This window comes from Enterococcus sp. 3C7_DIV0644, from assembly GCF_002141235.1.
GTDB lineage: Bacteria > Bacillota > Bacilli > Lactobacillales > Enterococcaceae > Enterococcus_D > Enterococcus_D entomosocium.
Map to the genome: position 1 here is coordinate 2250487 of NZ_NGLK01000001.1, position 23170 is coordinate 2273656.

21 protein-coding genes and 1 riboswitch are annotated in these 23170 nt (G+C 43.6%); of the genes, 14 read left to right on the forward strand and 7 right to left on the reverse strand.

The window, feature by feature from the left end; genetic code table 11:
• Window positions 1–25: 25 nt before the first annotated feature.
• The 12 genes from A5877_RS10685 (at window position 26) to A5877_RS10740 (ending at window position 13151) form a co-directional block, all read left to right on the forward strand.
• The gene (locus tag A5877_RS10685) at window positions 26–4909 is read left to right on the forward strand and encodes a hypothetical protein (protein WP_254907471.1); all 4884 of its coding nucleotides are present in this window, start codon (window positions 26–28) and stop codon (window positions 4907–4909) included.
• Window positions 4910–4923: 14 nt separating this feature from the next.
• Window positions 4924–5292 carry an LPXTG cell wall anchor domain-containing protein gene (locus A5877_RS10690; RefSeq protein ID WP_086316816.1) on the forward strand — a complete coding sequence of 123 codons (369 nt, stop codon included), beginning with the start codon at window positions 4924–4926 and terminating at the stop codon, window positions 5290–5292.
• Window positions 5261–5938, forward strand: a complete 678-nt coding sequence (locus tag A5877_RS10695) for a WxL domain-containing protein (RefSeq protein ID WP_005227183.1) — start codon at window positions 5261–5263, stop codon at window positions 5936–5938. Before A5877_RS10690 ends, A5877_RS10695 begins: the two co-directional genes overlap by 32 nt.
• 45 nt (window positions 5939–5983) lie before the next feature.
• A complete protein-coding gene (locus tag A5877_RS10700) occupies window positions 5984–6784 on the forward strand; it encodes a WxL domain-containing protein (RefSeq protein WP_086316817.1) in 801 nt (266 codons plus the stop codon).
• Between the two features lie 11 nt (window positions 6785–6795).
• Complete coding sequence (locus A5877_RS10705) at window positions 6796–7536, forward strand: WxL domain-containing protein (protein WP_005232357.1); 741 nt, start codon at window positions 6796–6798, stop codon at window positions 7534–7536.
• Window positions 7537–7603: 67 nt separating this feature from the next.
• Window positions 7604–8686 (forward strand): DUF916 and DUF3324 domain-containing protein, encoded by a 1083-nt coding sequence (locus A5877_RS10710; protein ID WP_086316818.1) that lies wholly within the window; start codon window positions 7604–7606, stop codon window positions 8684–8686.
• Window positions 8676–9476: a class A sortase gene (locus A5877_RS10715; protein ID WP_016611452.1), complete on the forward strand. Its 801-nt coding sequence runs from the start codon at window positions 8676–8678 to the stop codon at window positions 9474–9476. Before A5877_RS10710 ends, A5877_RS10715 begins: the two co-directional genes overlap by 11 nt.
• Before the next feature lie 44 nt (window positions 9477–9520).
• Window positions 9521–10012 (forward strand): hypothetical protein, encoded by a 492-nt coding sequence (locus A5877_RS10720; protein WP_016611451.1) that lies wholly within the window; start codon window positions 9521–9523, stop codon window positions 10010–10012.
• Complete coding sequence (locus A5877_RS10725; RefSeq protein ID WP_005232351.1) at window positions 9990–11450, forward strand: helix-turn-helix domain-containing protein; 1461 nt, start codon at window positions 9990–9992, stop codon at window positions 11448–11450. The genes A5877_RS10720 and A5877_RS10725 overlap by 23 nt, the downstream gene beginning before the upstream one ends.
• 208 nt (window positions 11451–11658) lie before the next feature.
• Window positions 11659–12228 (forward strand): TetR/AcrR family transcriptional regulator, encoded by a 570-nt coding sequence (locus A5877_RS10730; protein ID WP_005227190.1) that lies wholly within the window; start codon window positions 11659–11661, stop codon window positions 12226–12228.
• Between the two features lie 3 nt (window positions 12229–12231).
• Window positions 12232–12690 (forward strand): low molecular weight protein-tyrosine-phosphatase, encoded by a 459-nt coding sequence (locus A5877_RS10735; protein WP_005232347.1) that lies wholly within the window; start codon window positions 12232–12234, stop codon window positions 12688–12690.
• A 107-nt stretch (window positions 12691–12797) separates the two neighbouring features.
• Window positions 12798–13151 (forward strand): hypothetical protein, encoded by a 354-nt coding sequence (locus A5877_RS10740; protein ID WP_005232346.1) that lies wholly within the window; start codon window positions 12798–12800, stop codon window positions 13149–13151.
• Window positions 13152–13214: 63 nt separating this feature from the next.
• Here A5877_RS10740 and A5877_RS10745 read toward each other — a convergent pair whose 3' ends face one another.
• From A5877_RS10745 to A5877_RS10775, 6 genes are all read right to left on the reverse strand, one after another.
• Window positions 13215–13574: an iron chaperone gene (locus A5877_RS10745; protein ID WP_005232344.1), complete on the reverse strand. Its 360-nt coding sequence runs from the start codon at window positions 13572–13574 to the stop codon at window positions 13215–13217.
• Between the two features lie 360 nt (window positions 13575–13934).
• Window positions 13935–15440, reverse strand: coding sequence for a helix-turn-helix domain-containing protein (locus A5877_RS10750; protein ID WP_005232342.1), 1506 nt, complete (start codon window positions 15438–15440; stop codon window positions 13935–13937).
• Between the two features lie 118 nt (window positions 15441–15558).
• On the reverse strand, window positions 15559–16911 hold the full coding sequence (gene brnQ, locus A5877_RS10755; RefSeq protein WP_008376239.1) for a branched-chain amino acid transport system II carrier protein: 1353 nt from the start codon (window positions 16909–16911) through the stop codon (window positions 15559–15561).
• A gap of 204 nt (window positions 16912–17115) precedes the next feature.
• Window positions 17116–17850 carry an amino acid ABC transporter ATP-binding protein gene (locus A5877_RS10760; protein ID WP_005232339.1) on the reverse strand — a complete coding sequence of 245 codons (735 nt, stop codon included), beginning with the start codon at window positions 17848–17850 and terminating at the stop codon, window positions 17116–17118.
• A gap of 11 nt (window positions 17851–17861) precedes the next feature.
• On the reverse strand, window positions 17862–19451 hold the full coding sequence (locus A5877_RS10765) for an ABC transporter permease subunit (protein ID WP_005232337.1): 1590 nt from the start codon (window positions 19449–19451) through the stop codon (window positions 17862–17864).
• Between the two features lie 115 nt (window positions 19452–19566).
• A riboswitch (Lysine riboswitch) is annotated at window positions 19567–19740 on the reverse strand.
• A gap of 147 nt (window positions 19741–19887) precedes the next feature.
• Complete coding sequence (locus A5877_RS10775; protein ID WP_005232333.1) at window positions 19888–20190, reverse strand: hypothetical protein; 303 nt, start codon at window positions 20188–20190, stop codon at window positions 19888–19890.
• Between the two features lie 306 nt (window positions 20191–20496).
• On the opposite strand from A5877_RS10775, the gene A5877_RS10780 reads away from it, so the two are divergent.
• Together A5877_RS10780 and A5877_RS10785 are read left to right on the forward strand one after the other, a co-directional pair.
• Window positions 20497–21414: an ABC transporter ATP-binding protein gene (locus tag A5877_RS10780; RefSeq protein ID WP_008376231.1), complete on the forward strand. Its 918-nt coding sequence runs from the start codon at window positions 20497–20499 to the stop codon at window positions 21412–21414.
• A 1-nt stretch (window position 21415) separates the two neighbouring features.
• Window positions 21416–22177, forward strand: coding sequence for an ABC transporter permease (locus tag A5877_RS10785; RefSeq protein WP_086316819.1), 762 nt, complete (start codon window positions 21416–21418; stop codon window positions 22175–22177).
• A 73-nt stretch (window positions 22178–22250) separates the two neighbouring features.
• Here A5877_RS10785 and A5877_RS10790 read toward each other — a convergent pair whose 3' ends face one another.
• Window positions 22251–23156 (reverse strand): sensor histidine kinase KdpD, encoded by a 906-nt coding sequence (locus A5877_RS10790; RefSeq protein ID WP_086316820.1) that lies wholly within the window; start codon window positions 23154–23156, stop codon window positions 22251–22253.
• Window positions 23157–23170: the final 14 nt, after the last annotated feature.

Sequence of the window (23170 nt, forward strand, 5' to 3'; positions counted from 1 at the left end):
ATTTTTTTAAGATAGGAGGGATAAAGTGAAACGGTTTTTAACAACTTTACTTGTTTTTCTACTAACATCAGGTCCGTGTTTTTCATATGCAATGGTAGTGGCACAAGCCGAAAGTGTTACAAAAACAAGTGAAGAACAAAGTATGTCTTCTTCTGACCCTGTCGTTTCATCGATCGACAGTCTGGAAGAGACGAACGAAACTGACGTGCAAGCATCTAGCGAACCTGCTTCGACAGATTCGTCTACAGGAGCCACTGACACAGCTTCAGCTGAAACAGAAGTTTCATCGGAAGCTGTAGAAGAAGTACAGGTGACCTTTCTGACAGACAAGGAGCATGTATTTGCTACTGGAAAAACTCGCATCCAGATCAGCAAAAATAAAGGGGAAGCATTAAAAGAAAGTGAACTGCCGGCTTTTGAAGATGATAGGAATTTTGAAGGATGGGCGTTAGACGGTACGGTCTATACAAGTCAAGCGCTGACCGAATTGATTCTCACGGAGAATCAAACCTTGACTGCTGTTTTTAAACCGACTGTTAAGGCAAGAGCGGCGGACATCTCGTTGGCAGAACAATCGATTAAAGAGATCATTGCAGAAGCCGATAAAACGAAAGTGATCGCTGTACCAAGTCCAGCTGGAGATGATTCAGCATATGCAGAATACACCAATAGTGCTGAAGGGATTCGTCAAGCGTTGTTCGATATGTATCAAAACGGCAATGGCCAAGAATTTGCTTTGTATGTTGGCTCTGGCTCAGCTTTACCGTCTTTGCCAACAAATCTGACTTCAAAAACGATTCCAGATACAGTGGATAATACAAATATGACTTTTTATGCACTACAAGGAAAAATAAGCCGCTTAATCATCACAGGGCATAGTGATGATCCCATCACAGATGCAACAACGTTGACTTCGGGTAGTCGAACCGTTCCTTTTGGTACGGACATCTACTTCGGTTCTGATGTAGTGATTCGAAACCTCAACTATACGGGGACGAGAATGTACATGAATGGGCATAGTCTTTCCTTGAACGGTGGTTCCACCGGCAATGGCCTTTCTATTTATGGAGGAAGCAACAATGGCGACCTTACTGGAAATCCGACGATCACTGTAAATGCGACAGGCTCTGGAACTTGGAACATCTATGGTGGGAATCAAAGCGGTGGTACATTGACTGGGAATACAGCGGTTGTCGTAAATAATACGGTGGGCGGCATCAGTACGATTGCAGGAGGTGCCAATATCGGTACGATTGATGGGAATACCAGTGTCACGATCAATCGACTAAATGGCACACTGACCAATTATTATGGGGGCGGTGTCGGAACCACTACTTCAAATACAGCCAATGTTACCGGTAATGTCGCAACAGTCTTTCAAACAACGAACACCAATTTCCGTTTAGGAACCTATTATGGCGGTGTTCAATACGGGAACATTGGTGGAACAGTCCACAATACTCTCACAGGAGTGGGTGGTTGGACCGGTACAGGATTGAATTATTATGGTGGTTCCAGAGAAGGAAATATTGGACAGACACGAGAGCAAACAGCGATTACGAACCAAGTAGACACTAGCGCCTATTCTACAGGAGCAGCCTATTTTATTGGTGCCAATCGAACCAATGGAACGATTACTGGGAGTATTGAAAATACGATTAAAGCAGGTGACTACAATCAAGGGTCGTTCAATCGTGTCGATGGCGGAGCAGGAATGGACGTAAGTGTTACCAGTCTGCAAACTGGATCCGATAGTGTGTATGACGCGATGACACCAACTGATCGCCGGGCTTACGCTGAAACCACTGCTCGCTTTAAAGTATACGGTGATATTACGACGAAAATCCTAGAAGGCTGTGTCAGCTATGGAGGAGACAACTTATCGTATACGCGGGCAGCTGGGTATGGTGGCTTTATTGACGGCAGCACAACTGTCGAAGTCGGCGTATTAAATGATTCTCGCACGGTCGGCGGACCTGGATTCGTCTACAGTTATGGGGGACGATCTTATAAAGATGGTATCGCCTATTCAAATAGCTTGAATTCACGAGCAAATGGTGTCGGAACGTTTGATATCGTAGGCGGAGGCGGTACCAATGGTGTGCAAGCAACCAACCTTTATATTTATGGGGATACAAAAACAGTCTTAAACAATGTAGTCGCTCGTTGGACCTATGGTGGTGGTTTTTCAGGAATCATCGAGGGAAACACGGCAAACATCTTGAATGGCGGGATCGTTGATACTTTGGAAGGTGCAGGATATACCGGTAAACGTGTATTCGGTAATTCACATGCTGAAGTAAATTACGGTCAAGTCGACTGGTTTCTTAGTGGCGGCGGTTGGGGGGATGCCAAAATTACAGGGGACGTTTCAGTCACTGTTCATGATGGTATCATCAATGCCTCAATGGGTGCATCATATGGATATTTTTCGGGACACACGATCAATGGAAATTCTGATAATCGAATTTACGGCGGAGATTTTTCTGGAACACCTCGGACAGGTCCAAGTGCTTTTTCTGGGGGAATCACGAATGCAGGTTCGCTGCTAGGGGATGCACAATTAACAATCGACCTAAGGGATTATGAAGGGGAATTTAAGCTTCCTTCAGGAACGAATATCTCAGGTGGAAATCCGTTTAACAGTACCAACATCGTTGGGACTGATAGTACCAATACGATTACATTGAACATATACACAAAGCCGGGGTCAGATGCACTGAATGGTGCAACGATCTATGGCGATGGTGGTTCAACGGCCGCCAACACAAGAAGCGGTAAAATCAATATTAATATACAAGCTGAAGGATCAAGTATCGGTAACTTGTATACAACAAATTATTCAAACATTTCTTCAAATCGAATTTTAAGAGATGTCGAGATGCGGGTTCAAGGAGCCAAAAGTATCAATGGGATTTCAGGCGGAAATGCGTCAGACAACTTTACGAACACGATCGTAGCCAACAGCAGCAATCAAGTGAAGATGAGCTTTGGTGAAAATGTCGATGGGACAGCTTCTTATCAAACTGATCCAATCGCTGTGACGGGTCTGGGAATCGTCAACTTTACCGAATTGAATGTGACAAACGGCATCAAGCTAATGGCCAATGGGGGAGACATCAAAAATGGCCGTTCAGCCACTGCTGCGAATCACGCAACGACCTATCATCAGTTCGGTGACATCCATCTTTCCAAGGATGCCGGTATCGGTATTTCTTCTGCAACGAATTTGATTTCAGGCGCGAAGTTAACGGTGGAAGACAAAGGGACGATTGAGTCACCGCCGGGAACGGGGCGAATCAATCTTTCAGATTTCGCAACACCAGATACGGACAAAGATCATTTAACGTGGCTGAAAACGACGACCAATGATGCAGGTTCTCGAGTCAACAGTCAAGGGACGTGGTTTGGAGCGGTTAGTGCCTATCAAGTACTGACTATAAATCCAACTGCTGCTAATGCTGCAGCGATCACGCCAATCAACTTCAGCGGGATCGAAAAAGCGACTGGGAAAACCTTCATCGGGGACAACGATGTGACCAATGCAGCCAACGGGTACGGTATTGCGATACCAGGTTCGATCATTAACTACGAAGTCGAAACACCGGGAGTCGCTAACGGGATTGGCGCCATTAGTCACAATGTAACGGCAGTCAAAGAGAACAATACGCCGCTGACCTTGCAAGCATGGGGAACTGAGCAGGCGGGGACACAGGTGCAAAAAGGGCGTTTATTGATTCCCTACACGGTAACGGAATTGCCAACATTGACGTTTACACCAGAAACCCAAACGTCCGGTTCATGGGTCTATGCCGGTCAAATCAAATCCAGCAAGCTGGATAGCACGGATCAGCAGTTGACAGAACAACCAGATTCAGAACCAGTTGATTGGACGAGTCCTGATGGGGAGTATAGTTACGATATCAGTGTCCGCTACTCAAATAAGGCGGAAGTCCAAGCCCGCAATGTGATCATTACAGAACAAGAGGCACAATCGCTGAGCAAAGAACAAGCCGTGACTTATCTCGAAGCCAGCGGGCGTCCTTTCTTTAAGGATACGCTGACAGATGAGGTCTTAGCTGCGATTCAAGAACCGTTAGAAACAGCGGTCTACCGCAAACAAGCGATCACTTTTTCAGTAGGGGAAAACGATCAGAATCAGGCGGAAACCACCGTTAATCTGGTGGTGGTCAAAAATGAAAGTGTCATTTCTGCTGATCGGCAATTTGCCGTCTATGCAAAAGATGTCCGTTTGACCTTACCAGAAGCAACGGCGCTGACAGATGAAGCCGCTTTGGCAGACTATACCCAAGCAACCACGATTTTTGCAGATAATCGGGCAAATATACCACCGACTGTCGATCCGCAAGCTTTTGCCGCGATCCAGCAAGCAACGGAAGATGAGCTGTTGAAAAATGTATCAACGGCCTACCATTATGAAGCAGGCAGTCAACGGGCAGAAAAAGTCGTCAATGTCGCAGTTGCCGGCGAGCTTATTTTAAGCAGTGTGCCAACAGACTTTGATTTTGGGCAGCAGAAAGTTGCCACAGAAACACAAGATTATTGGCCAACGATCACAGGCGAGCTAGCGGTGAAAGATACGAGAGGGTCCGAACGGAGTCCATGGCGCTTGACGGTCAAAGAGCAACAGCCATTAACGGATGGGACAGATCAATTAACCGATGTCTTCCGCTTTGTGACAAACGGTCAAGAACAGATGATAACCAGTGGGGAAATGATTATCGAGGAAACGGAATTGACAGAAAATGGCACATACGTCGTGAATCAGCACTGGGGCGAAAGTCAGAATGAAGGAATCAAGCTTACCGTTCCAGTCGAACAGCAAAAAGTTGGGGACTATCAAGGAACCTTGAGCTGGCAGCTGGTTTCGGCACCTGGCAACCCATAAAGGCAGGAAAACAAATGAAAAAAATCATGATCGGTATTATTGCTGGCTGTCTATTAATATTTCCTCAGCTCGTTTCAGCAGCCGAAGCAGGTGCTTATGACAGCAATGGCATTACTTCCTTTTTCGGCGTCTATGAAGAACCAGTTGAGGAGCCAGAAGAGCCCGTAAAAGAACAGCCAGGGAACAAACAAATTAATCAAAAAGGCAACAATATTCTGCCGGCAACAGGATCAGATCACTTCAATAGCTATCAAAGCAGTGGTCTTGTCGTTTTGTTGGCAGCAGGAATCATTTTAATCAAAAGGAGAACAAAAAATGAAAAAACTTTTCTTGACGGCAGGCATTCTATTGATGAGCACTGCTCTGTTACCAACAACCGTTAATGCCGCTGAATACACTTCAAATGGAGCAATCACTTTTGAAGCGGACCCGAATCCAACCAATCCAGTTGATCCGACCGATCCAGAAAAACCAGTGGATCCCGTCGATCCAACCGATCCAGATGGACCAAATCCTGGAACAGCTGGACCATTATCGATTGATTTTGCTTCAAGTTTTCAATTTGGCAACCAACTGATTACTTCTGAAACAAAAGATTATTACGCACAGCTGCAAGAGTTCACAGCTGGCGCTGCTGGACCAAACTATGTGCAAGTAACAGATAAACGAGGAACGCAAGAAGGTTGGTCATTGAGTGTTGTGCAAAACGGACAATTCAAAACGGCTGATGACGAAGAGCTAGTCGGCGCTTCATTATCGATCGCCTCAGGTGCAGCAACTTCAGTCACCGATATGCAGTATGCACCAACAGTTACTGCAAGTCATACCTTTGTACCCGATAGTGAAATCACCTTGGTCAATGCACCTGTCGGAAAAGGAATGGGAACTTGGATTTACAAGTTTGGGAACGATGCAACGGAAGGGTCAACGGCAGTAAAATTAAACGTACCAGGCAGTTCCGTAAAATTAGCCAAAGAGTATCGGACGACATTGACTTGGAATTTAAAGAATGTCCCTGAAAGCAATTAAAATCACTGATTTTCAGTAAAAAAGATAAAGGAGTGTCAAATAGAAATGAAAAAAACAGCATGGGTCTTTTTAAGTCTTGCCGTATTGGCAGCAGCGAGTGCAGCAACCGAGGTTTCAGCAGCCGAAGCGGCTTCTTACACCTCAAATGGGGCGGTTGATTTTATTCCAAATGCCGATCCGACGAACCCAGTCAATCCAGAAAACCCAGATCCAGAAAACCCGGTCAATCCTGTTGATCCAACCGATCCCGATGGACCAAATCCTGGAACAAATGGCCCGTTATCGATCGATTATGCCTCTAGCTTAGATTTTGGTGTCAATAAAATCTCCAATAAAAACGAAGTTTATTATGCACGAGCACAAGGGTACTTGAATGACGATGGCACAGCTTCTACATTAAAAACTGCCAATTATGTCCAAGTAACTGATAATCGCGGTAGTAATGCCGGTTGGCGGTTGTCTGTGAAGCAAAATGGACAATTTAAAAATGAATCGACGTTGAATCAAGAATTGACTGGTTCTGTCATCACCCTAACAAGCCCTGCCGTTAAATCAAATGCGATTGGCGTCACTGCTCCAGTGGCAGAAGCAACGATCACGTTGGATGCAGCCGGTGCTGAATCAGTGGTGATGACCGCAGCAAATCAAACAGGTGCTGGGACATGGGTCAATGCTTGGGGAAGCGTTGAGTCGATCACTGAAATAGACAAAGATGATCAAGAAGTACAAGCCGATATTACCAAAGCAGTCGCACTTTCTGTACCAGGCAGCACCCCAAAAGATGCCGTTAGCTACACGACTACATTGACTTGGGTATTATCAGATACACCAGGAACGGAAGGATAAGGAGTATAGACATGAAAAAAACACTAGCATTTCTCTCAGTATTAGGCTTAAGCCTAGCAGCACCAGTGCTGGCACAAGCAGCGGACAGTGCAGAATACAACTCAAATGGACAAATCACCTTTGAACCAAATACGGATCCAACTAATCCAATCAGCCCAACGGATCCAGATCCAGAAAATCCAATCAAACCAGTGGATCCAACGGACCCAGATGGACCAAATCCGGGAACGAACGGACCGCTATCGATTGATTTTGCTTCAAGCCTTTACTTTGGCACACAAAAAATCACCTCAAAAACAGAGATCTACCATGCGGAAACTCAAAAATATGTGGATTCAGTTGGTGATAATCAAGAAGGACCGAATTTTGTCCAAGTGACAGACAATCGGGGAACAGAGAGCGGTTGGACATTGAATGTTCGCCAAAATGGTCAGTTCAAAACAGCGGAAGATCAAGAATTGACTGCTGCGCAAATTCGTTTGACGAAGGGAACTGTGGTAACTCCTTCATTGTCACCAAAACCATCAAATGTGAGCGCAACGATCACATTGAATCCAAATGGTGCCCAATCCTTAGTGATGAGTGCCCAAGATGGCGAAGGGGCAGGGACCTATTTAATGAGCTGGGGCGATAGTTTAGCTGCAGCCATGGATAGCATTGAGTTGGAAGTTCCAGGCTCAACGACGAAATATGCCAGCCAATACAACACCACATTTACTTGGTTACTAACAGACACACCAACCAACCCATAAGTACCAGCTTTCTCCTTGAACCTCGAAAGGGTTCAAGGAGAATACATAGAAAGAAGGGACATCCATCATGAAAAAAATCAAACAGCTTTTGGCGCTCCTATTCGCAAGTATTTTCTTTTTTGTACCAACCATAGGAACCGCTTCTGAATTTAACTTTGCCGTCAATCCAGTGATTCCAGAGAATCAAATCGATAAAGAAAAGACTTATTTTGACTTGAAAATGGAGCCAGGAGCGGTTCAAACTGTAGAAGTCCAATTGCGCAATGACACCGATCAAGAGGTCGTCATCGCGCCAGTGATCGCTTCTGCTACTACGAATCTAAACGGGGTCGTGGAATATGGCGAAAACGACATCGAAGCGGACGAAACCTTGCCTTATGATATGGCTGATTTGATTGAAGTGGAGGAAGAGATCACGATCCCGAAACAATCCCAAATCACCTTGCCTTTAAAGATCACTATGCCTTCGGAATCCTTTGAAGGAGTCATCGCAGGTGGCTTGACCTTAAAAGAAACGACAGAGGAAAATGCTACGGCTGACAGTGAAGAAGACCAAGGCTTAGCCATCAAGAACGAGTATGCCTATGTCGTTGCGATTTTATTGCGTCAAAATACAGCAGAAGTTGCGCCGGATCTGAAACTACTAGATGTTGGACCGGGACAAGTCAATTCTCGTAACACCATCAATGTCACCCTTCAAAATCCTGAAGCATCGTACTTGAATTCATTACGCCTGATCAATGAAGTGAAGAAAAAAGGCGATAGCGATGTTTTGTATTCTTCGGATACTTCCCGGATGCAAATGGCACCTAATTCCAACTTCTCGTACCCAATCTCATTAGAAGGACAACGTTTAGAAGCCGGGACCTACGTGTTGACTTCCGTTGCCTATGGTGGGAAAAGTGAAGAAGGACAATACAAAGTTGAAAATGAAGAAGACGAAGAAGAAAGCTATCTTTATAAGTGGACCTTTGAGAAAGAATTCACAGTGACTGGCGATGTTGCTCGTGATCTTAATAAGAAAGATGTGACGATCGAAACAGATTACACGTGGCTTTACTTCTTGATCGGCGGTCTCTTGCTGCTGCTCGCCTTACTGCTGCTTTTATGGTACCGACGAAAGAAAAAAAATGAAACGGATGAAGCGTGAGCACCTTGAGAAATACTTGATCGATGGCTTGATCATCGCAGGTATCCTCTTGTTGGCACTTCCTTTTTTAAAAGAAAGCATCGTCAGTTGGCAATTACGCACAAGCGAATTGACGATAGCGACCCAGCTGCCGACAACGATTCCAGAAGAAGAAACGATTCAAATGCCGGCTCTAGGGGATGTATTGGCTCCGCAGTCGGCAACGATCACCGGGTACGGCTTTGTTGCAATTGAAGCGATCGAGTTCCAGCAGCCGCTATTGGTGGGGATAACCAATCAGCAGCTGCTGAAAGGCGGTGTCGTGATGTTTCCGGAACGTTTGTTAAAAAATAACAATTTTGTCGTTTTAGGGCATCATCTCGGTAGACAAAGTTTGTTATTTGGTCAATTGCTAGAAGCACAGGTGGGGATGGAAGTGTCCGTAACCTACCTCGAGGAACGCCAGCAGTATATTATTATCGATAAAAAAGTCGTAGATGAATCCGACTTGTCGGTTCTAACAGATGACCAGACACCAAAGTTGACATTGATTACTTGTCCCACACCTACTCGAACAGAAGAACGCTACGTGCTGACAGCGATTCCTGTTGAGCAAGCAACTGCCGGGCAGTCGCAAAACACAGCGACCATGGGCAGTACGTCACAAGGCGCAAGAGTGTTGGCTCAAAAACAAGAAATGTTATGGAAACAACAATCTGAAAAAAATTGGTTTCTTTTATTTGTTATTTTATTTATAATTAGTGGATGTCTGCTTGGCGTTCACAAACTGTTGAAACGTTCAGCGCCGTAGAAAGAGCATCAAAAAGAAGCTCTGTTGATAAGGAGGGTGAAGAAATGAAACGCAGATTTGGTTTTGTCATTGGTGCCTGCATGATTATTGGAATGATCGATCTTGTCACAGAACAAGTTGTTTTTGCGACTATCTATAATCCGCTAGACCCCTCAGAAGAAATCGTCCCAACGGATCCGCCAGAAGGAAGTACGGAAAAAGCAGATGAACCGCCTGCAGAAAAGGAAGAATCCAAAGAATCGCCGGCTCCTGAACCGGAACCTGTTCCGAAAAAAGAACAGGAACAATCCGCATTTCCAGAGAGCAGTTTTTTGGAAAAACAGAAGCACTTAGCACAACGAGTCATGTTAGAAGATGTTTTTGCGTCGGATCGTTTGGCTGTCGATTTAGCACTGCCGGGAAATAATACGGATGGTGACGGGGATGACAAACCTTCGTATCTTGCCAGCTTATGCTATCTATTTTCAGGAAACGTTCTTTATGGCCAAAAAAATAACGGAGGCTTGAAAACGCATGTTTGTGACATTTTTGAATAAGGCGGACAAACGAAAATTGATGATGCTGCAATATTTGGAAAACGCAGTCGCTCTTTCTGAAACGAAGGAAACATTGATGGACCAATTGACCATGTCGGAATTTCTGATCAATAAGACCGTTCAAGAATTGAATCTTGATTTTTATGAACTAGGATTGAATGAGGAATTTGAGATCGTGACCGATGGGACGGTCATTAAACTGAATGCCTCCGGGCTGGCAACTTCAGACACACTACTGACCTATTATCTAGATCAAGCGTTAAAATTTTCTATGTTGAAAGAATGCTTTTTTGAGCAATTGTCTTCTTTATACGAATTTGCTACCAATCACTATCTAAGTCATAATCCCGTCTATAAAGAATTTAAACAGTTTAAACTGATCTTGAAAGAATACGACATTGAAGTGACGAAAGAGTTTCAGCTGGTGGGTGAAGAAAGTGAGATTCGGGAGTTTATTTTTCTCTTTTTTATGAAGGAATATTATTTGAACCATTCCCCTTTCCCAAAAGGTATCTTGGACAAAGAAAAAACCTTTGATCGATTCAATGAAAGTACTTGGCTGAATCCAGAACAGTCTGCCCGCATGCGGATTCGCAAGAAACATTATCTAGGTATTGTTTTGGCGCGGATGTCTAAAGGACATTTCATGCAAAACAGTGTGGAAAACGATTTAGTCTTGCCAAAACATTTAGTGATCATTGAAGATTTGAAGCGTTGGTTGCAGGAGATCTTGACGATCAACGATCAAGAAGTCCTAGAACGTGAAGCACGAGATATTTTGCGCTTTTTGATCGTTGAGGGTTGGCTGATCGACAATAATAGCTACATCGACCAAGAACAAACCTATATCCAACAATTAAACGAGCATTTTATTCAGGCGGTCCAACAGCAGTTTTCGCTAGCCACGGACACGTTGGCACTGCTTCATGCCGAAACGACTACGATTCATTACCAGCTCTTGTCGTTTTCTTTTAGTTCTCGTTATGAATACCAATACATGGATGTCACATATTTTCTTGAGACGTATCCTGAATATGCTGCGTTTTGCCGCAACTATCTGGAAGAAAGTCGTAATCGACCGATCTTATGGAACAATAAAGAGTTTTTGTTTTTTAGATACCTAATTTTATTAGTTTCTACGATTCCACTAAAAGAGATTTTGGTTCCTTTATATGTCTGTGTTGATTTTTCGTTTGGTGATTCCTACAACCAGATGATCAAAAAGAATATTGAAAAAATTCTCGATTTGAATGTGCAATTCCAGAGTTACCCAGATGATCATACGCACCTGATTCTTTCAAACCTGCCATTTTATGGTGCGTTGGGGATCGACCATATTTTATGGCTAGCACCACCTAGACCCATCGATTGGGCCAATTTTACTGAAAAAATCAGCGTGATTCGCAGAGAACAATTTCAAACCAAAACGGCACAGTGAGCATCTTGCCGTTTAACTATCGAAAGCAGCGTCTGCCTCAAATGAAGGCAGGCGTTTTTTGCAGAAATCTACCATATGCAAAAAGCACACAGGGATCTATTGCCCTGATGAAGTGTTCGGATAAGGTCTGTGAAAAAGGACCATTTGATAGGATTTTTTTTTAGTAGAAAATTTGGTATGATAGAAAGAGAAGAAAAAGAGGTGCCCTATGATGGATGGGAAACAAACGAAGGCTGTGATTGGCCAGACATTGATCACCCTTTGTGAGACCAAAGAAGTGAATAAAATCAGCGTACAGGAGATCGCCGAAAAGGCGCAAGTCAATCGGCAGACGTTTTACTACCATTTTCCTGATAAAAAAGCTTTGATCCAATGGATCTATCGGCAAGATGCCCTGATTTTTTTGACGACAGAAGATGTCTCCCTTGATAACTGGGAAGAAGCCGCCTTGCGCATGCTGAAAGCAATGAAACAAGCGCCGGCCTTTTACCGCAAATCACTGGCTTATGACCGCGAGATCTTAATGAACGGTTTTTTACAGATCACAGAACCGCTTTTTCAGCGCTTGTTCTTGGAGGTCGATCAAGAGCAGCAATTGACGAAACAAGACATTCTATTTTATAGCCGATTCTTTTCCTACGGCTGCGGAGGCATTTTGGAAAATTGGATTCACAACGACTTTCCAGAGACCCCATTAGAGATTGCGACGCAATTGTTTCGTTTGGCGAAGGATGTGGAATTTTTTGGCCACCAAATCTATGAAAAAGAGGAGCAGTAAGCGATGACGAAAGTTTTATTTGTTTGTTTAGGTAATATTTGCCGTTCCCCCATGGCAGAAGCTATTTATAAAGCAGAAATAGCAAAACACAAGTTGGATTGGCAGATCGATTCGGCAGCGACCAGCTCATGGGAAGTCGGACATTCTGCTCATCCCGGAACCAAAAAAAGACTGCGTCAAGCAGGGATCTCTAGTGACGGTCTTATTTCACGGCAGATCACTGAAGCGGATTTTGCCACATTTGATTGGATCATCGGCATGGATGCGAACAATGTTGAAACACTTCAAGCGCTAGCACCTGCCGATACGACCGCAAAGATCCGTTCGTATTTGAGTGTTGTTCCTGGCAAAGAGGCTGAGGAAGTACCAGATCCTTATTATACAGGAGATTTCGAAGAGACCTATCAACTGCTGCAAGAGGGGATTCCTTATTGGCTAGAGGTTATTTCTTCTGAAAAATAAGGCGTGTTCGCTTGTATTTTATCAAAAATTTGCTAAAATAGAACCATGGAAATGCGAACGTATGTGTGGTTTTAGAAACTGCTGCAACGCGCAGAAAGGAATGTCCAATGGAAAAGAAACCATCGCCCATCAAACAATTGGGCAAACTCATTGTGATGACATCCACAACGTTGCTGGATACCTTTTTCAGTGATGATGCTGACAAGAAGAATCAGTCTGAGAAAGTCAAAGAAATCCGGCGAACGCTGCAAGAGGCAGCCGCTGCCAAGCATCTGGTCGTGCTGCAAGTAAAAACAGAGAAATTGGGTGGTTTTGAAACCGTTACCGGCTGGATCGTCGGCAAAACGGTAGCAAAAGAACAAGTTGTCTTGAAATTACAAAGCGACCGTCAGCAGCTGCGGATTATTCCCCTGCATCATGTGCTGAAAGTTAGCACCTTGAATACAAAACCCGGCTTGTAAACAAGCCTGTGCATAGCAAAAAAACCGCTGCGTCATTAGACATAGCGGTTTTTTAATTGCTAGTTACGCGTGCTTGTTTTTGACTTCTGCGAGTCGCCAAGCGGTCATCACAGCGATCAGTTCGTAAGGGATCGGCTGTGCAAAAGAAAACTGGACCGCCCCTTTACTGGTCTTGTATGGTTGTAAGTCCTCTTGGAAGGCCGTGATCGCAGAAGGCGTGGGATAAAAGCCTAGATGCTGTTTGGCGCAGGCAAAATGTACGATATTTTCTCCCTGATGATAAGTAGGCATTTGATAACTGATCTTTTCAACCGCTTCAGGTAAAACGGCTTTGATGGTTTGACGGACCTTTCTTAAAATCGCTTGTCGTTCTGCTGGAGCTGCTGCAATGTATTGGTCAACTGTCGTAATGGCTGTTGTCATAGGCCACCTCCTGCCTTTAGTATACGGCAAACCCCGTAAGAAAAAAAGGAGCCTGTCAGTGGGTAGCTGACAGGCAAGGAGTAAAAATGAAAAGTGTTAGTTAGGGTTGTTTGTTGGGTTATGTATACTATACTGTCCAAATATGAATTTTTTGTGGAGAAAAGATTGGAAAGTGTTTAAGTTTGCTGGCTGCGAAAATAAGTAAAAAAAGACCCGTCGGTGGGTGGCCGACGGGAAGGAGTTAAAAATGAAAAAGTGTTAGTTAGGGTTGTTTGTTGGTATACATAGAGTATACGAGATAAATATGAATATTCTGTGACAAATCTTTTCGGAAGTTCTTAAGAAACCGTAACGGTTTGGTTACAGAGAAAGGTTCTTTTCATCAAAACGGTTTTTCAACGTACGATACAAATCAATGTATTGCCGATCGTCTGCCGCATAATCCCAAATATAACTCATTTTTTCTGGTTTGAGTTTTTTCATCAACTGATTGGAACTAACGATGACATCATAATTTTCTTGCTGGTTTAGATCATAAGGTTCTGCTGCTACGAAGGTCAAGTCATGTAGGAATTGATTCAATCCTTGAACGACTAAGAAATTATCTTCTAACGCAACCCCTACCCGTAAACGATTCGAATAACGGATTTGATCATAAAACGGCAGCAGGGCGTGGGTATACATCGTTGCCATCTGCTCTTGGTTTTCATCATTGATATAGTCCACCGCTGATTCTTCGCGATAGTTCGTTAAGAATTCATCGATTTTTTGCTGCAGCTGCTCTTCAGCAGACCCGCGATTGATCGAGGGTGTCAGCAAGCGATAGATATTTGGAAACGGCTGACGGAAAACGTAGTTGCCGAAAGTCACATTGATTAAATTACCCACGACCAATGGCTCGTCTAACAGGCCAGGTTGTGAAGCAAAGAAGGTTGCTTTCATCTCTGCTAACAAGTCTGCGACTAACGGATAAACTGGGTTTTGTTTGCTTGAAAAGAATTGCAAGGTTTGTTGCAAAGCTTCTTCTTCAGGACTCAAGTAGAATGGGAAGATTTGCGCCATCAAATAAATAAACCCTGATTCGCCTTTTAATTGTTTGTCTGTCATTGAAACTTCAGGATCAACGACTTGTGTCAAACGCTCAAAATCGAAATATGGATTATTTTTCATCAGGAAATTGTACCGCTTGTCGTATTTGGCAAAATTCCCTTTTTTGATTCGTAAAAGAATCAAGGCGGCGAAATACTTCAACTCTAATCGGCCAAGATAAGAATGAGTCATTGGGAAATACTCCGTGAATCGATCCACCATTTTTTCTGTCTCACTCTCAGCGATCGCAAATGGCCATTCTATTCCACGAGTACCTAACCAAATGATATTGAATAGGGAGAGCCGCACAAGACGCTCATCGCCCACTAAGTTTGATTCAGTGTACGTAAAGCGAAGCTGAAATTGCTTCAAATGTTTTTTTAGATGTTCAAATTTGCGAGACACCGTTGAACGACTGACATCGTATTTTGCACAAAAATCCGTGATCGTAGGATTGTCTTCATTCAGCATGTAAAGAACATATAAGAACGGAACGCTTTTATTCAATAAATAGAAGCGGTATTCATCGATCGTTACCGCGATATTCTGAGGCTGTAATTTACCGCCACGACCGAGTATCGACATATGATCCGGAGTTAACTCAGTTAGATCTTGGTCGATCTCAGTCAACTCTATAAAAGCTTGTTGGTAGCTTAACTCCATTTCCTTTGCCAATTGTGCGATTGGGTGGCTAGGGTTTTGCAGAGTCAGCATACGCCGGAATATTTTAAATTTAATTAATGTTTGCGGGTCCATCATAAGTTCTTCATAAAACATAGGTATCCTCCTTTGTGGCTCTATTGTATCTTTTTTTTACGAAACTGTCAGTCTTTTTAATCAAAAAAATAGCCTACCCTTTAAAAAAAGGTAGGTTATTTTCATCTTTTTAACTAATTTAGGCTGAAACAGGGTCTTTTTTGAACCACGACCATAGCAAACCGATCAAAAATCCGATCGCAGCTGGTACGACCCACCCCATCCCGATTTGGAAAAAGGGCAGATAATCTGACGCAAAAGACAAGATTCCTTGCACGAAAGCGTTGTTGGTAATCACTGCAGGACTCGCATTTAAGCCGTCGATGATTGCAGCGATCAACGTGAAGTATGTCGTCATTCGATAGACACTGGCACGATGGTTAAATAATGGACTGATGATCGCCAACAAAATCAAAGTGATCGCCAGTGGATAGATAAACATCAAGACTGGAATAGAAAACTCGATGATATTGGTCAAGCCGACATTAGCGAAGATCGCTGGTAAGATACTTGTCAAAGCGATAAAGAATCCGTAGCTTTGCTTTGGAAACAATCCAGCAAAGGTTTCGGAAAAGGCCGTGATCAAACCAATGGCGGTTTTTAAACAGGCAGAGATGACGATCAATGCCAATAGCAGACTGCCGACAGTGCCAAGGTAATGGTTGGCGATTTGTGCCAAAGCGATCCCACCGTTTTCGCTGATGGGAAACTGGCCTAAACTTTTGGTTCCCATATAAGAAAGTAAGGTATAGATGATCCCCATCAACACGATGCTGACAGAGCCGGAAAGGATCGTGTCTTTTGCGACCGTCGCAGGTTTCTCAACCCCCATATTGCGAATCGTTGAGACGATGATGATCCCGAAGGCTAAAGATGCCAGCGCATCGAGAGTATTGTAGCCGTTTGTGAAACCAGTAAAGAAAGCATCGCTTTGATAGCTAGGATAGATCGGCGCATCGCTGATGGTTCCTAGTGGTTGCCAAAAGGCAAAAAAGAGCAAAACTCCTAGTAAGACCAGAAACAAGGGATTTAGAAACTTCCCTACATAATCTAAGATTTTGCTAGGTTTGCGTGAAAACCACCAGGCAGCTCCAAAAAATAGGGCAGAGAACAACGCCAATAACCAAGTTTGCATGTCTGATGAAACATGGGGAGCGATCCCGATCTCATAAGAAGTAGTAGCCAAACGAGGCAGAGCAAAGAATGGCCCAATCACTAAATAAAGCAAAATCGTAAATATCATTGCATAGCGGCGATTGATCCGAGAAGCTAATTCAAAAACACCGCTGCTTTGGGAAACGCCAATAGCAATGACCCCTAAAAATGGCAAGCCGATCCCTGTAACTAAAAAGCCAAGGTTGGCTAAGCCGACATTCGCGCCAGCTTCTTGTCCCATGTGAACGGGGAAAATCAGATTTCCGGCACCAAAGAAAAGACCGAAAAGCATTGATCCAACATACATGTAATCCTTAAACTGTAACTTTTTTTCCATAAATGAAAGCTCCTATAATTCCTTAGTTTTAAAAAAAATAACAAAGTTTCTAACAAATAGCAATGGTTTTTTGTGATTTTTTGATAAATTCTGACAATTACTCCTCCTGCAATAAAAAAACACTTAGCATTGAATTCTTCCAAGCTTACTGAAAAAGGACGAAAAAGCTCGGAAGAAGACCGCTAAGTGTTTCAAGACAGAAAATTAATTCAACACACGGGAAAGGAATTCTTTGGTGCGTTGCTCTTTTGGATGAATAAAGATATCTTCAGGCGTCCCTTGTTCGGCAATGACACCTTGATCCATAAAGATGACCCGATCAGACACTTCTTTGGCAAAGCCCATTTCGTGGGTAACGATCACCATTGTCAAGCCAGTATGAGCTAACGTATTCATGGTCTTCAACACTTCACCGACCATTTCTGGATCTAGCGCAGAAGTCGGCTCATCAAACAACATGACATCCGGATTCATCGATAAGGCACGGGCAATGGCTACTCGTTGTTTTTGTCCACCTGAAAGCTGGGAAGGCTTGGCATTGGCATATTGAGCCATACCGACTTGCTCCAGATTTTCTTTGGCAGTCGCTTCTGCTTCTTTGCGATCACGATTCAAAACAGTGACTTGGCCCGTCACGCAGTTTTCTAATACATTCATATTGTTGAATAGGTTAAAGGATTGGAAAACCATTCCTAGATGCGTACGGTATTTCGGCAAGTCATAGCCTTTTTCCAGCACATTTTCACCTAAGTAGATGATTTGCCCACTGGTTGGTTTTTCTAATAAGTTGATGCAGCGAAGAAGTGTAGATTTTCCTGAACCAGAAGAACCGATGATCGTGACAACTTCTCCTTTATTAACAGACAAACTGATGTCTTTTAAGACTTCGTTGTCGCCAAAACTCTTTTTTAAATGGTCAATTTCAATGATTGCTGACATGTTCTTCCTCCTTATTCGTTCGGGTTGATGTCTTCTAATTTGACATACGCACTGGGACCATCCATTTTGCGTTCAACAAAGCGCAAGATCTGGGTGGCACTGATGGTCAAGACTAAGTAGATCACACCGATGATCGCAAATGTTTGGAAGTATTGGAAGTTCGTTCCAGCGGCTGATGTACCTTGGAAGAAGAGGTCTGCAACACTGATGACACTTAAGACGGCAGTATCTTTGATATTGATAATGATCTCATTCCCGGTAGCTGGTAAAATATTGCGCATCACTTGCGGCAACACGACCTTGATCATGGTTTGCCAATGGGTCATTCCGATGGCTTGAGCTGCTTCAAATTGACCGTCATCTACAGCAAAAATCCCCCCACGAACGATTTCAGACATGTAGGCACCCGTATTGATAGAAACGATCAGCACGGCTGCCAGCGTGCGATTCATGGAGACACCAAAGGCTAGAGCAGTTCCGTAGAAAATAACCATTGCTTGAACCATCATTGGGGTGCCGCGGAAAACTTCGATATAAATGGTCAGTAAACCATTGACGATGCGTTGGAAGAAACGTCCTACTGGATTTTCTGAAAGCGGCAATGTCCGGAAGATACCGACTAAAAGACCGATAATCAATCCGATGATCGTTGAAAGGATCGCGATGAATAAGGTCAAGCCAGCGCCTCGTAAAAAGAGCATGCCGTAATCATCAATGATTTTTTTAAAATCAGCGATCAGACCTTGATCCGCTGTTTCTCCGCTGGCATCTGCAGGTTGATCTAAGACTGCTTGATCCATCAGGGAAACCCGTTCTTCTTCAGAAATTCCTGCAAGAATCTCATTGACTTTTTCAACATCGGGATCGCCTTTGCGCATTCCGACTGCTACTTGGACGTCTTCTGGGTTGGTTTCAAAACCGGCGCCTTCATCGAACTCGACCATCTTCAAATCAGGATTTGCCCCGACGGCAGTGACGCCTTCTGGACGTTCGCTGACGTAGCCGTCAATGATGCCCGAAGCTAAAGCAACGCGCATGGAGGAGAAGTCCCGCATGGCTTGTTCTTTTTGGACCTCAGGGATTTGATCTATGACGGTATAATGGAAAGTATTCAGCTGGGCAGTGATTTTTGCCCCCGAAAGATCAGCGAGGCTTTTGGCATCGGCGAACTCGCCGTCTTTACGAACCACTACCACCAAATCTGATTCATAGTAAGGATCGGTAAAATCAATTTGCTCGCGACGTTCGGCAGTTGGTGACATACCAGCGATCACAGCATCGATAGTCCCCGCTTGCAAAGCTGGCGGCAAACCGTCCCATTGAGTTTTGACGATCACTAATTCTTTGCCTAAGCCTTCAGCGATTCGTTTGGCGATCTGGACATCGTAACCGCCGGCAAACGCCGAGCCTTCTTCCCCAGAAATCGGCACGGCACCATTGGCGTCCGTCGTTTGCGTCCAGTTAAATGGGGCATAGCCTGCCTCCATACCGACACGGAATTGTTCCGCAGGCGTTTGGTCATCCGCTTGCACGGTTAGGGGCAGCTGAATGAGGGTTAGACAGAGGGCGAAGACTGCCCAGATCCAATTATTTTTTTTCATTTTTTCTCTTTCCTTTCACGAGTTGGACAAGCAGGTAAGGATGAAAAAGCAAAAAAACAGCCGTACTCCATGATTGGAAAACGGCTGTTGACAGGTCATCGTCGACAAACCTTTCACAAAACATAGCGCAACTTAGACAAGCTAAGACAGTCCGCAAATTGTTCATTTGCGGCCCAACAAAATCGATGCAAGCAAAACCGACCTTGTTTCGGCGATGTTCCCTAGCTCTGCTGTAAACGTGTTGCTTCACTCAGCAGGATTAATGAACCTCGCGACCTCTACCTAAATGTTAAAGGGTACTCGTATTTAATTTGATTCTTCTCAGAGTTTAGAAGAAAAGCACCCAAATGTCAATTCTTTTTAACAAAAAAACGACCATTTCCCTATTTTTATCAAAGAGAAAGCGGATCGTTTTTACGAGTGTCTATTGGAACCCTTAAGCGACTTTCGCTTTTGGTTCACGGCCTAAAACAGCTTGGATGACTGTCAAAGCAAGCAATAAGCCAAGTGCTAGATAGATGAGGCTTGAGTATTGTGTAACGCCCCAATCTTGTCCGAAGGTACGGTAAACCACAAGGACGATGGCTTGAATGATTGCTGTGATGACATTTAAAAAGCCGAATGCCCATAAATTGCCATTTTCTTTACGTGCTAAATAGAAGATAGAGAAATATAAGCTGACTGCCAACCAACCGAAACTGATAATGATCATTGCCCAATAAATAATAGCTGCTACCAATGTATTTCACCTCACTTTGATTCGTGACTAGTTTACCACGTTTTTTGTTCCTTGTCATGAAGGAATCTCTTTCTTTGTGAGGCAAAAAACAAAGAGCAAAAGCAGTAATGAAAAGATCATCTGCTATTGGTTGGTTTGCTGAAAAGGGACGGTTTTTCTAGATCGGTTCATTTTCAGCTGTGTATAATAGAAATAAACTGTTTTTTGCAGAAAACTACGAGTTAAGAATCAATTAATAATTAGTTAATAGCTGATTTAGATCTGCTTGCTAGAATAAGCACAGAAGCAAGCAAGGAGGAAGTAAAAATGGAAAATGTTCTTAAAATCAAAGGATTAAACAAACGTTACGGCAAACAGCAGGCGCTACATGATGTCGATCTAACGATCGCTAAGGGAGATATTTATGGATTGGTGGGGAGAAATGGTGCTGGGAAGACGACCCTATTAAAAGCGATCGTTCAGTTGATCCAACCAACTAGTGGCAGTCTGCAGTTGTTTGATGTTGAAGGCGGCAAAGTGTACACTCAGATGCTGAAACGGGTCGGTAATGTGATTGAGACCCCAGTTGCTTACGACCAATTGACCGCAGAGCAAAATTTGAACTATTATTGCAAAATCAGCGGGGTGGTGGAACCTGAGGCGGTCAGTAAAGCATTGGCGTTTGTCGGATTGACCAATGTTGGCCACAAGAAATACCGTGATTTTTCTTTGGGTATGAAACAAAAGCTAGGCTTAGCCATCGCTTTATTGAACCAACCGGATTTTCTAATACTAGATGAGCCGATCAATGGCCTGGATCCTGTAGCGATCGTTGAGTTTCGGGAGCTGCTTTTACGATTGAATCAAGAACGCGGCATGACGATTTTGATTTCCAGTCATATTTTAGAAGAGTTGTACTTAGTGGCTACACGTTTTGGGGTCATTAGTGAGGGGCGTCTGATCAAAGAGATGACCAAACACGAATTCGATCTGATGGCGAAACGGTTTATTCAATTAGAAGTGGATGATGTAGCCACAGCTAGCCGCTTGCTAGAGAGTCAGCTGATTTCCGAATATAAAGTCGTCAGTGACCACAAAATTCATATTTATCAAGAGAATGTGTTGATTCGTGACCTGGTCCGTCAGCTGGTTTATGAAGGGATCGCTATCGACCGGATTTCTTTTGAAGGGGAAAATCTAGAGTCGTATTTCAAAGAGTTAGTAACAAGTGAAGGGGGAAATTAAGATGTTGAATTTTATTCGAGCCGATTTGTATCGTTTATCAAGAAGTAAAAGTTTTTGGATCACAGAAGGAATTATTTTATTGTTGGTGATTTTATCCGTTGTTTCCAATGGTAGTGTAGGGGTCACTCTTGGGGATAGTACGCAAACAGCAGGCAGCCTTACGGAAATGACTGGCTTTCTGGCGATCCAGACCAGTTTGTCTTCCATGTTGCTGTATTACTCCTTGCCATTGGTGATGCAGGTCTTAGGCAGTGAGTACACGAAAGGGACGATGAAAAATATCATTACCGTTGGTGTCTCCAAACCCGCTTATCTTTTTGGGAAATTCTTGGTTTATACTTTGGTGCTGGTCTTACAGATCATCGCGATTTGTTTGGTGAGCTTTGTAGCGGGAACGGTTATTGGGGGGATTGGTTATAATGACCTTTCACAGATAGAAAACTTGTTGTATTATTTCGTTAGTTTTGTACTGATTTTATTAGCGACTTCCTCTTTTGCAGTGCTAGTTTTGTATTTGACCAAAAATACAGCGGTCAGCGTGTTGGCGACGATTTTTATTCCGATGGCCTTTGCGATTGCCCGAATCTCTTTACCCAACTGGAAGTTTTTAGAATACTTGGACTTTCAAGGCGGGTTAGAGATGGTGACCATGACTACTTTCCAAACATGGGAAACAGTCCAACCCATTTTTCTTGGGAGCCTGATCAGTTTATTGCTCTGCCTCTTGGCTGCGCATCTGGTGTTTAAGAGACAAGAATTGTAAGAGCAGAAAAACGCCCAACCGTATCGACTAGTGAAGGTCGAGCGATTGGGTGTTTTTTGTGTATAGCCATGAGTTAGTGGGGTTCAACGGACTGCTGCCAAAAAAGGGTCAAACGAAACGTCTCTTCGGTTGTATCCAATTGGATCTTGCCGTCTAATGTATTAGTCAATGCCGCGATGATATACAGACCAAGTCCGGCTTGCTGTTTATGCCGTGAAAGGTCTTCCGTATAAAAGCGGTGAGTCAATTTTTCTGGGTGCTGGATCGGTGTCCTCAGCTGATTTTCTTGTTGGAAAACGATACGATCTCCTTGCTGATTCAAGCGGATCGTCCCCGTTTCACTGCCATGTTCCAGCAGGTTACCAAGGACATTTTGGAAAATTCGTTGCCAGCTTTTTTTATCTGAAATGATCATGATGTTGGGTTGGATCGCAACCGTCAGTGATAAATGGTTTTCCTCAAAAGAAGGATAAAGCTGGAGCAGTTCTTCTTCCAATAAACGAGAAAGATTGAATTCTTCCAAAGTCAAAGCGAGTTGATTGTCTTTGAGACGCTGATAGGTCAACAACTGTTCCAGATGATTTTCGACTTTTTCTAGGTTGCTGCTGACTTTATCCAGCAGCTGTAGTTGTTGCGGGGTGAGGGTCGCATCGGCTTGCAGCAGTTGTGTGTAGCCGCTGGCGACCGTCAAAGGTGTGCGTAAGTCGTGAGAGATATTTTGAATGGCTTGTTCCAACTGCTGGTTTTCTTGCAGCATTTGATAGTGTTGCTGCTTATTTTTTCTAAGTATCTGATTGTTTAACAAGGCGATCGCTTTTAAAGCGGGGATGCGGGTCTGCAAATGGATCTCTTGATTTGTTTCGATTTCGCTGATTCTTGTTAATTGCTGGTGGTACTTTTTTAGATCATATAGTAAGAAAAACCAATAGCCAAACAATAACACAACGATCAGAGCGGCGAAAAACTGAAGTATATGCATGAGGTTCCTCCTTT

Coding starts and splice junctions, on each gene's coding strand:
- A5877_RS10735 (WP_005232347.1), top strand. CDS start 12,232: ATGACGAAAGTTTTATTTGTTTGTTTAGGTAATATTTGCCGTTCCCCC.
- A5877_RS10715 (WP_016611452.1), top strand. CDS start 8,676: ATGAAGCGTGAGCACCTTGAGAAATACTTGATCGATGGCTTGATCATC.
- A5877_RS10705 (WP_005232357.1), top strand. CDS start 6,796: ATGAAAAAAACACTAGCATTTCTCTCAGTATTAGGCTTAAGCCTAGCA.
- A5877_RS10725 (WP_005232351.1), top strand. CDS start 9,990: ATGTTTGTGACATTTTTGAATAAGGCGGACAAACGAAAATTGATGATG.
- A5877_RS10765 (WP_005232337.1), bottom strand. CDS start 19,451: ATGAAAAAAAATAATTGGATCTGGGCAGTCTTCGCCCTCTGTCTAACC.
- A5877_RS10745 (WP_005232344.1), bottom strand. CDS start 13,574: ATGACAACAGCCATTACGACAGTTGACCAATACATTGCAGCAGCTCCA.
- A5877_RS10790 (WP_086316820.1), bottom strand. CDS start 23,156: ATGCATATACTTCAGTTTTTCGCCGCTCTGATCGTTGTGTTATTGTTT.
- A5877_RS10710 (WP_086316818.1), top strand. CDS start 7,604: ATGAAAAAAATCAAACAGCTTTTGGCGCTCCTATTCGCAAGTATTTTC.
- A5877_RS10740 (WP_005232346.1), top strand. CDS start 12,798: ATGGAAAAGAAACCATCGCCCATCAAACAATTGGGCAAACTCATTGTG.
- A5877_RS10730 (WP_005227190.1), top strand. CDS start 11,659: ATGATGGATGGGAAACAAACGAAGGCTGTGATTGGCCAGACATTGATC.
- A5877_RS10750 (WP_005232342.1), bottom strand. CDS start 15,440: ATGTTTTATGAAGAACTTATGATGGACCCGCAAACATTAATTAAATTT.
- brnQ (WP_008376239.1), bottom strand. CDS start 16,911: ATGGAAAAAAAGTTACAGTTTAAGGATTACATGTATGTTGGATCAATG.
- A5877_RS10760 (WP_005232339.1), bottom strand. CDS start 17,850: ATGTCAGCAATCATTGAAATTGACCATTTAAAAAAGAGTTTTGGCGAC.
- A5877_RS10785 (WP_086316819.1), top strand. CDS start 21,416: ATGTTGAATTTTATTCGAGCCGATTTGTATCGTTTATCAAGAAGTAAA.
- A5877_RS10720 (WP_016611451.1), top strand. CDS start 9,521: ATGAAACGCAGATTTGGTTTTGTCATTGGTGCCTGCATGATTATTGGA.
- A5877_RS10690 (WP_086316816.1), top strand. CDS start 4,924: ATGAAAAAAATCATGATCGGTATTATTGCTGGCTGTCTATTAATATTT.
- A5877_RS10700 (WP_086316817.1), top strand. CDS start 5,984: ATGAAAAAAACAGCATGGGTCTTTTTAAGTCTTGCCGTATTGGCAGCA.
- A5877_RS10780 (WP_008376231.1), top strand. CDS start 20,497: ATGGAAAATGTTCTTAAAATCAAAGGATTAAACAAACGTTACGGCAAA.
- A5877_RS10695 (WP_005227183.1), top strand. CDS start 5,261: ATGAGCACTGCTCTGTTACCAACAACCGTTAATGCCGCTGAATACACT.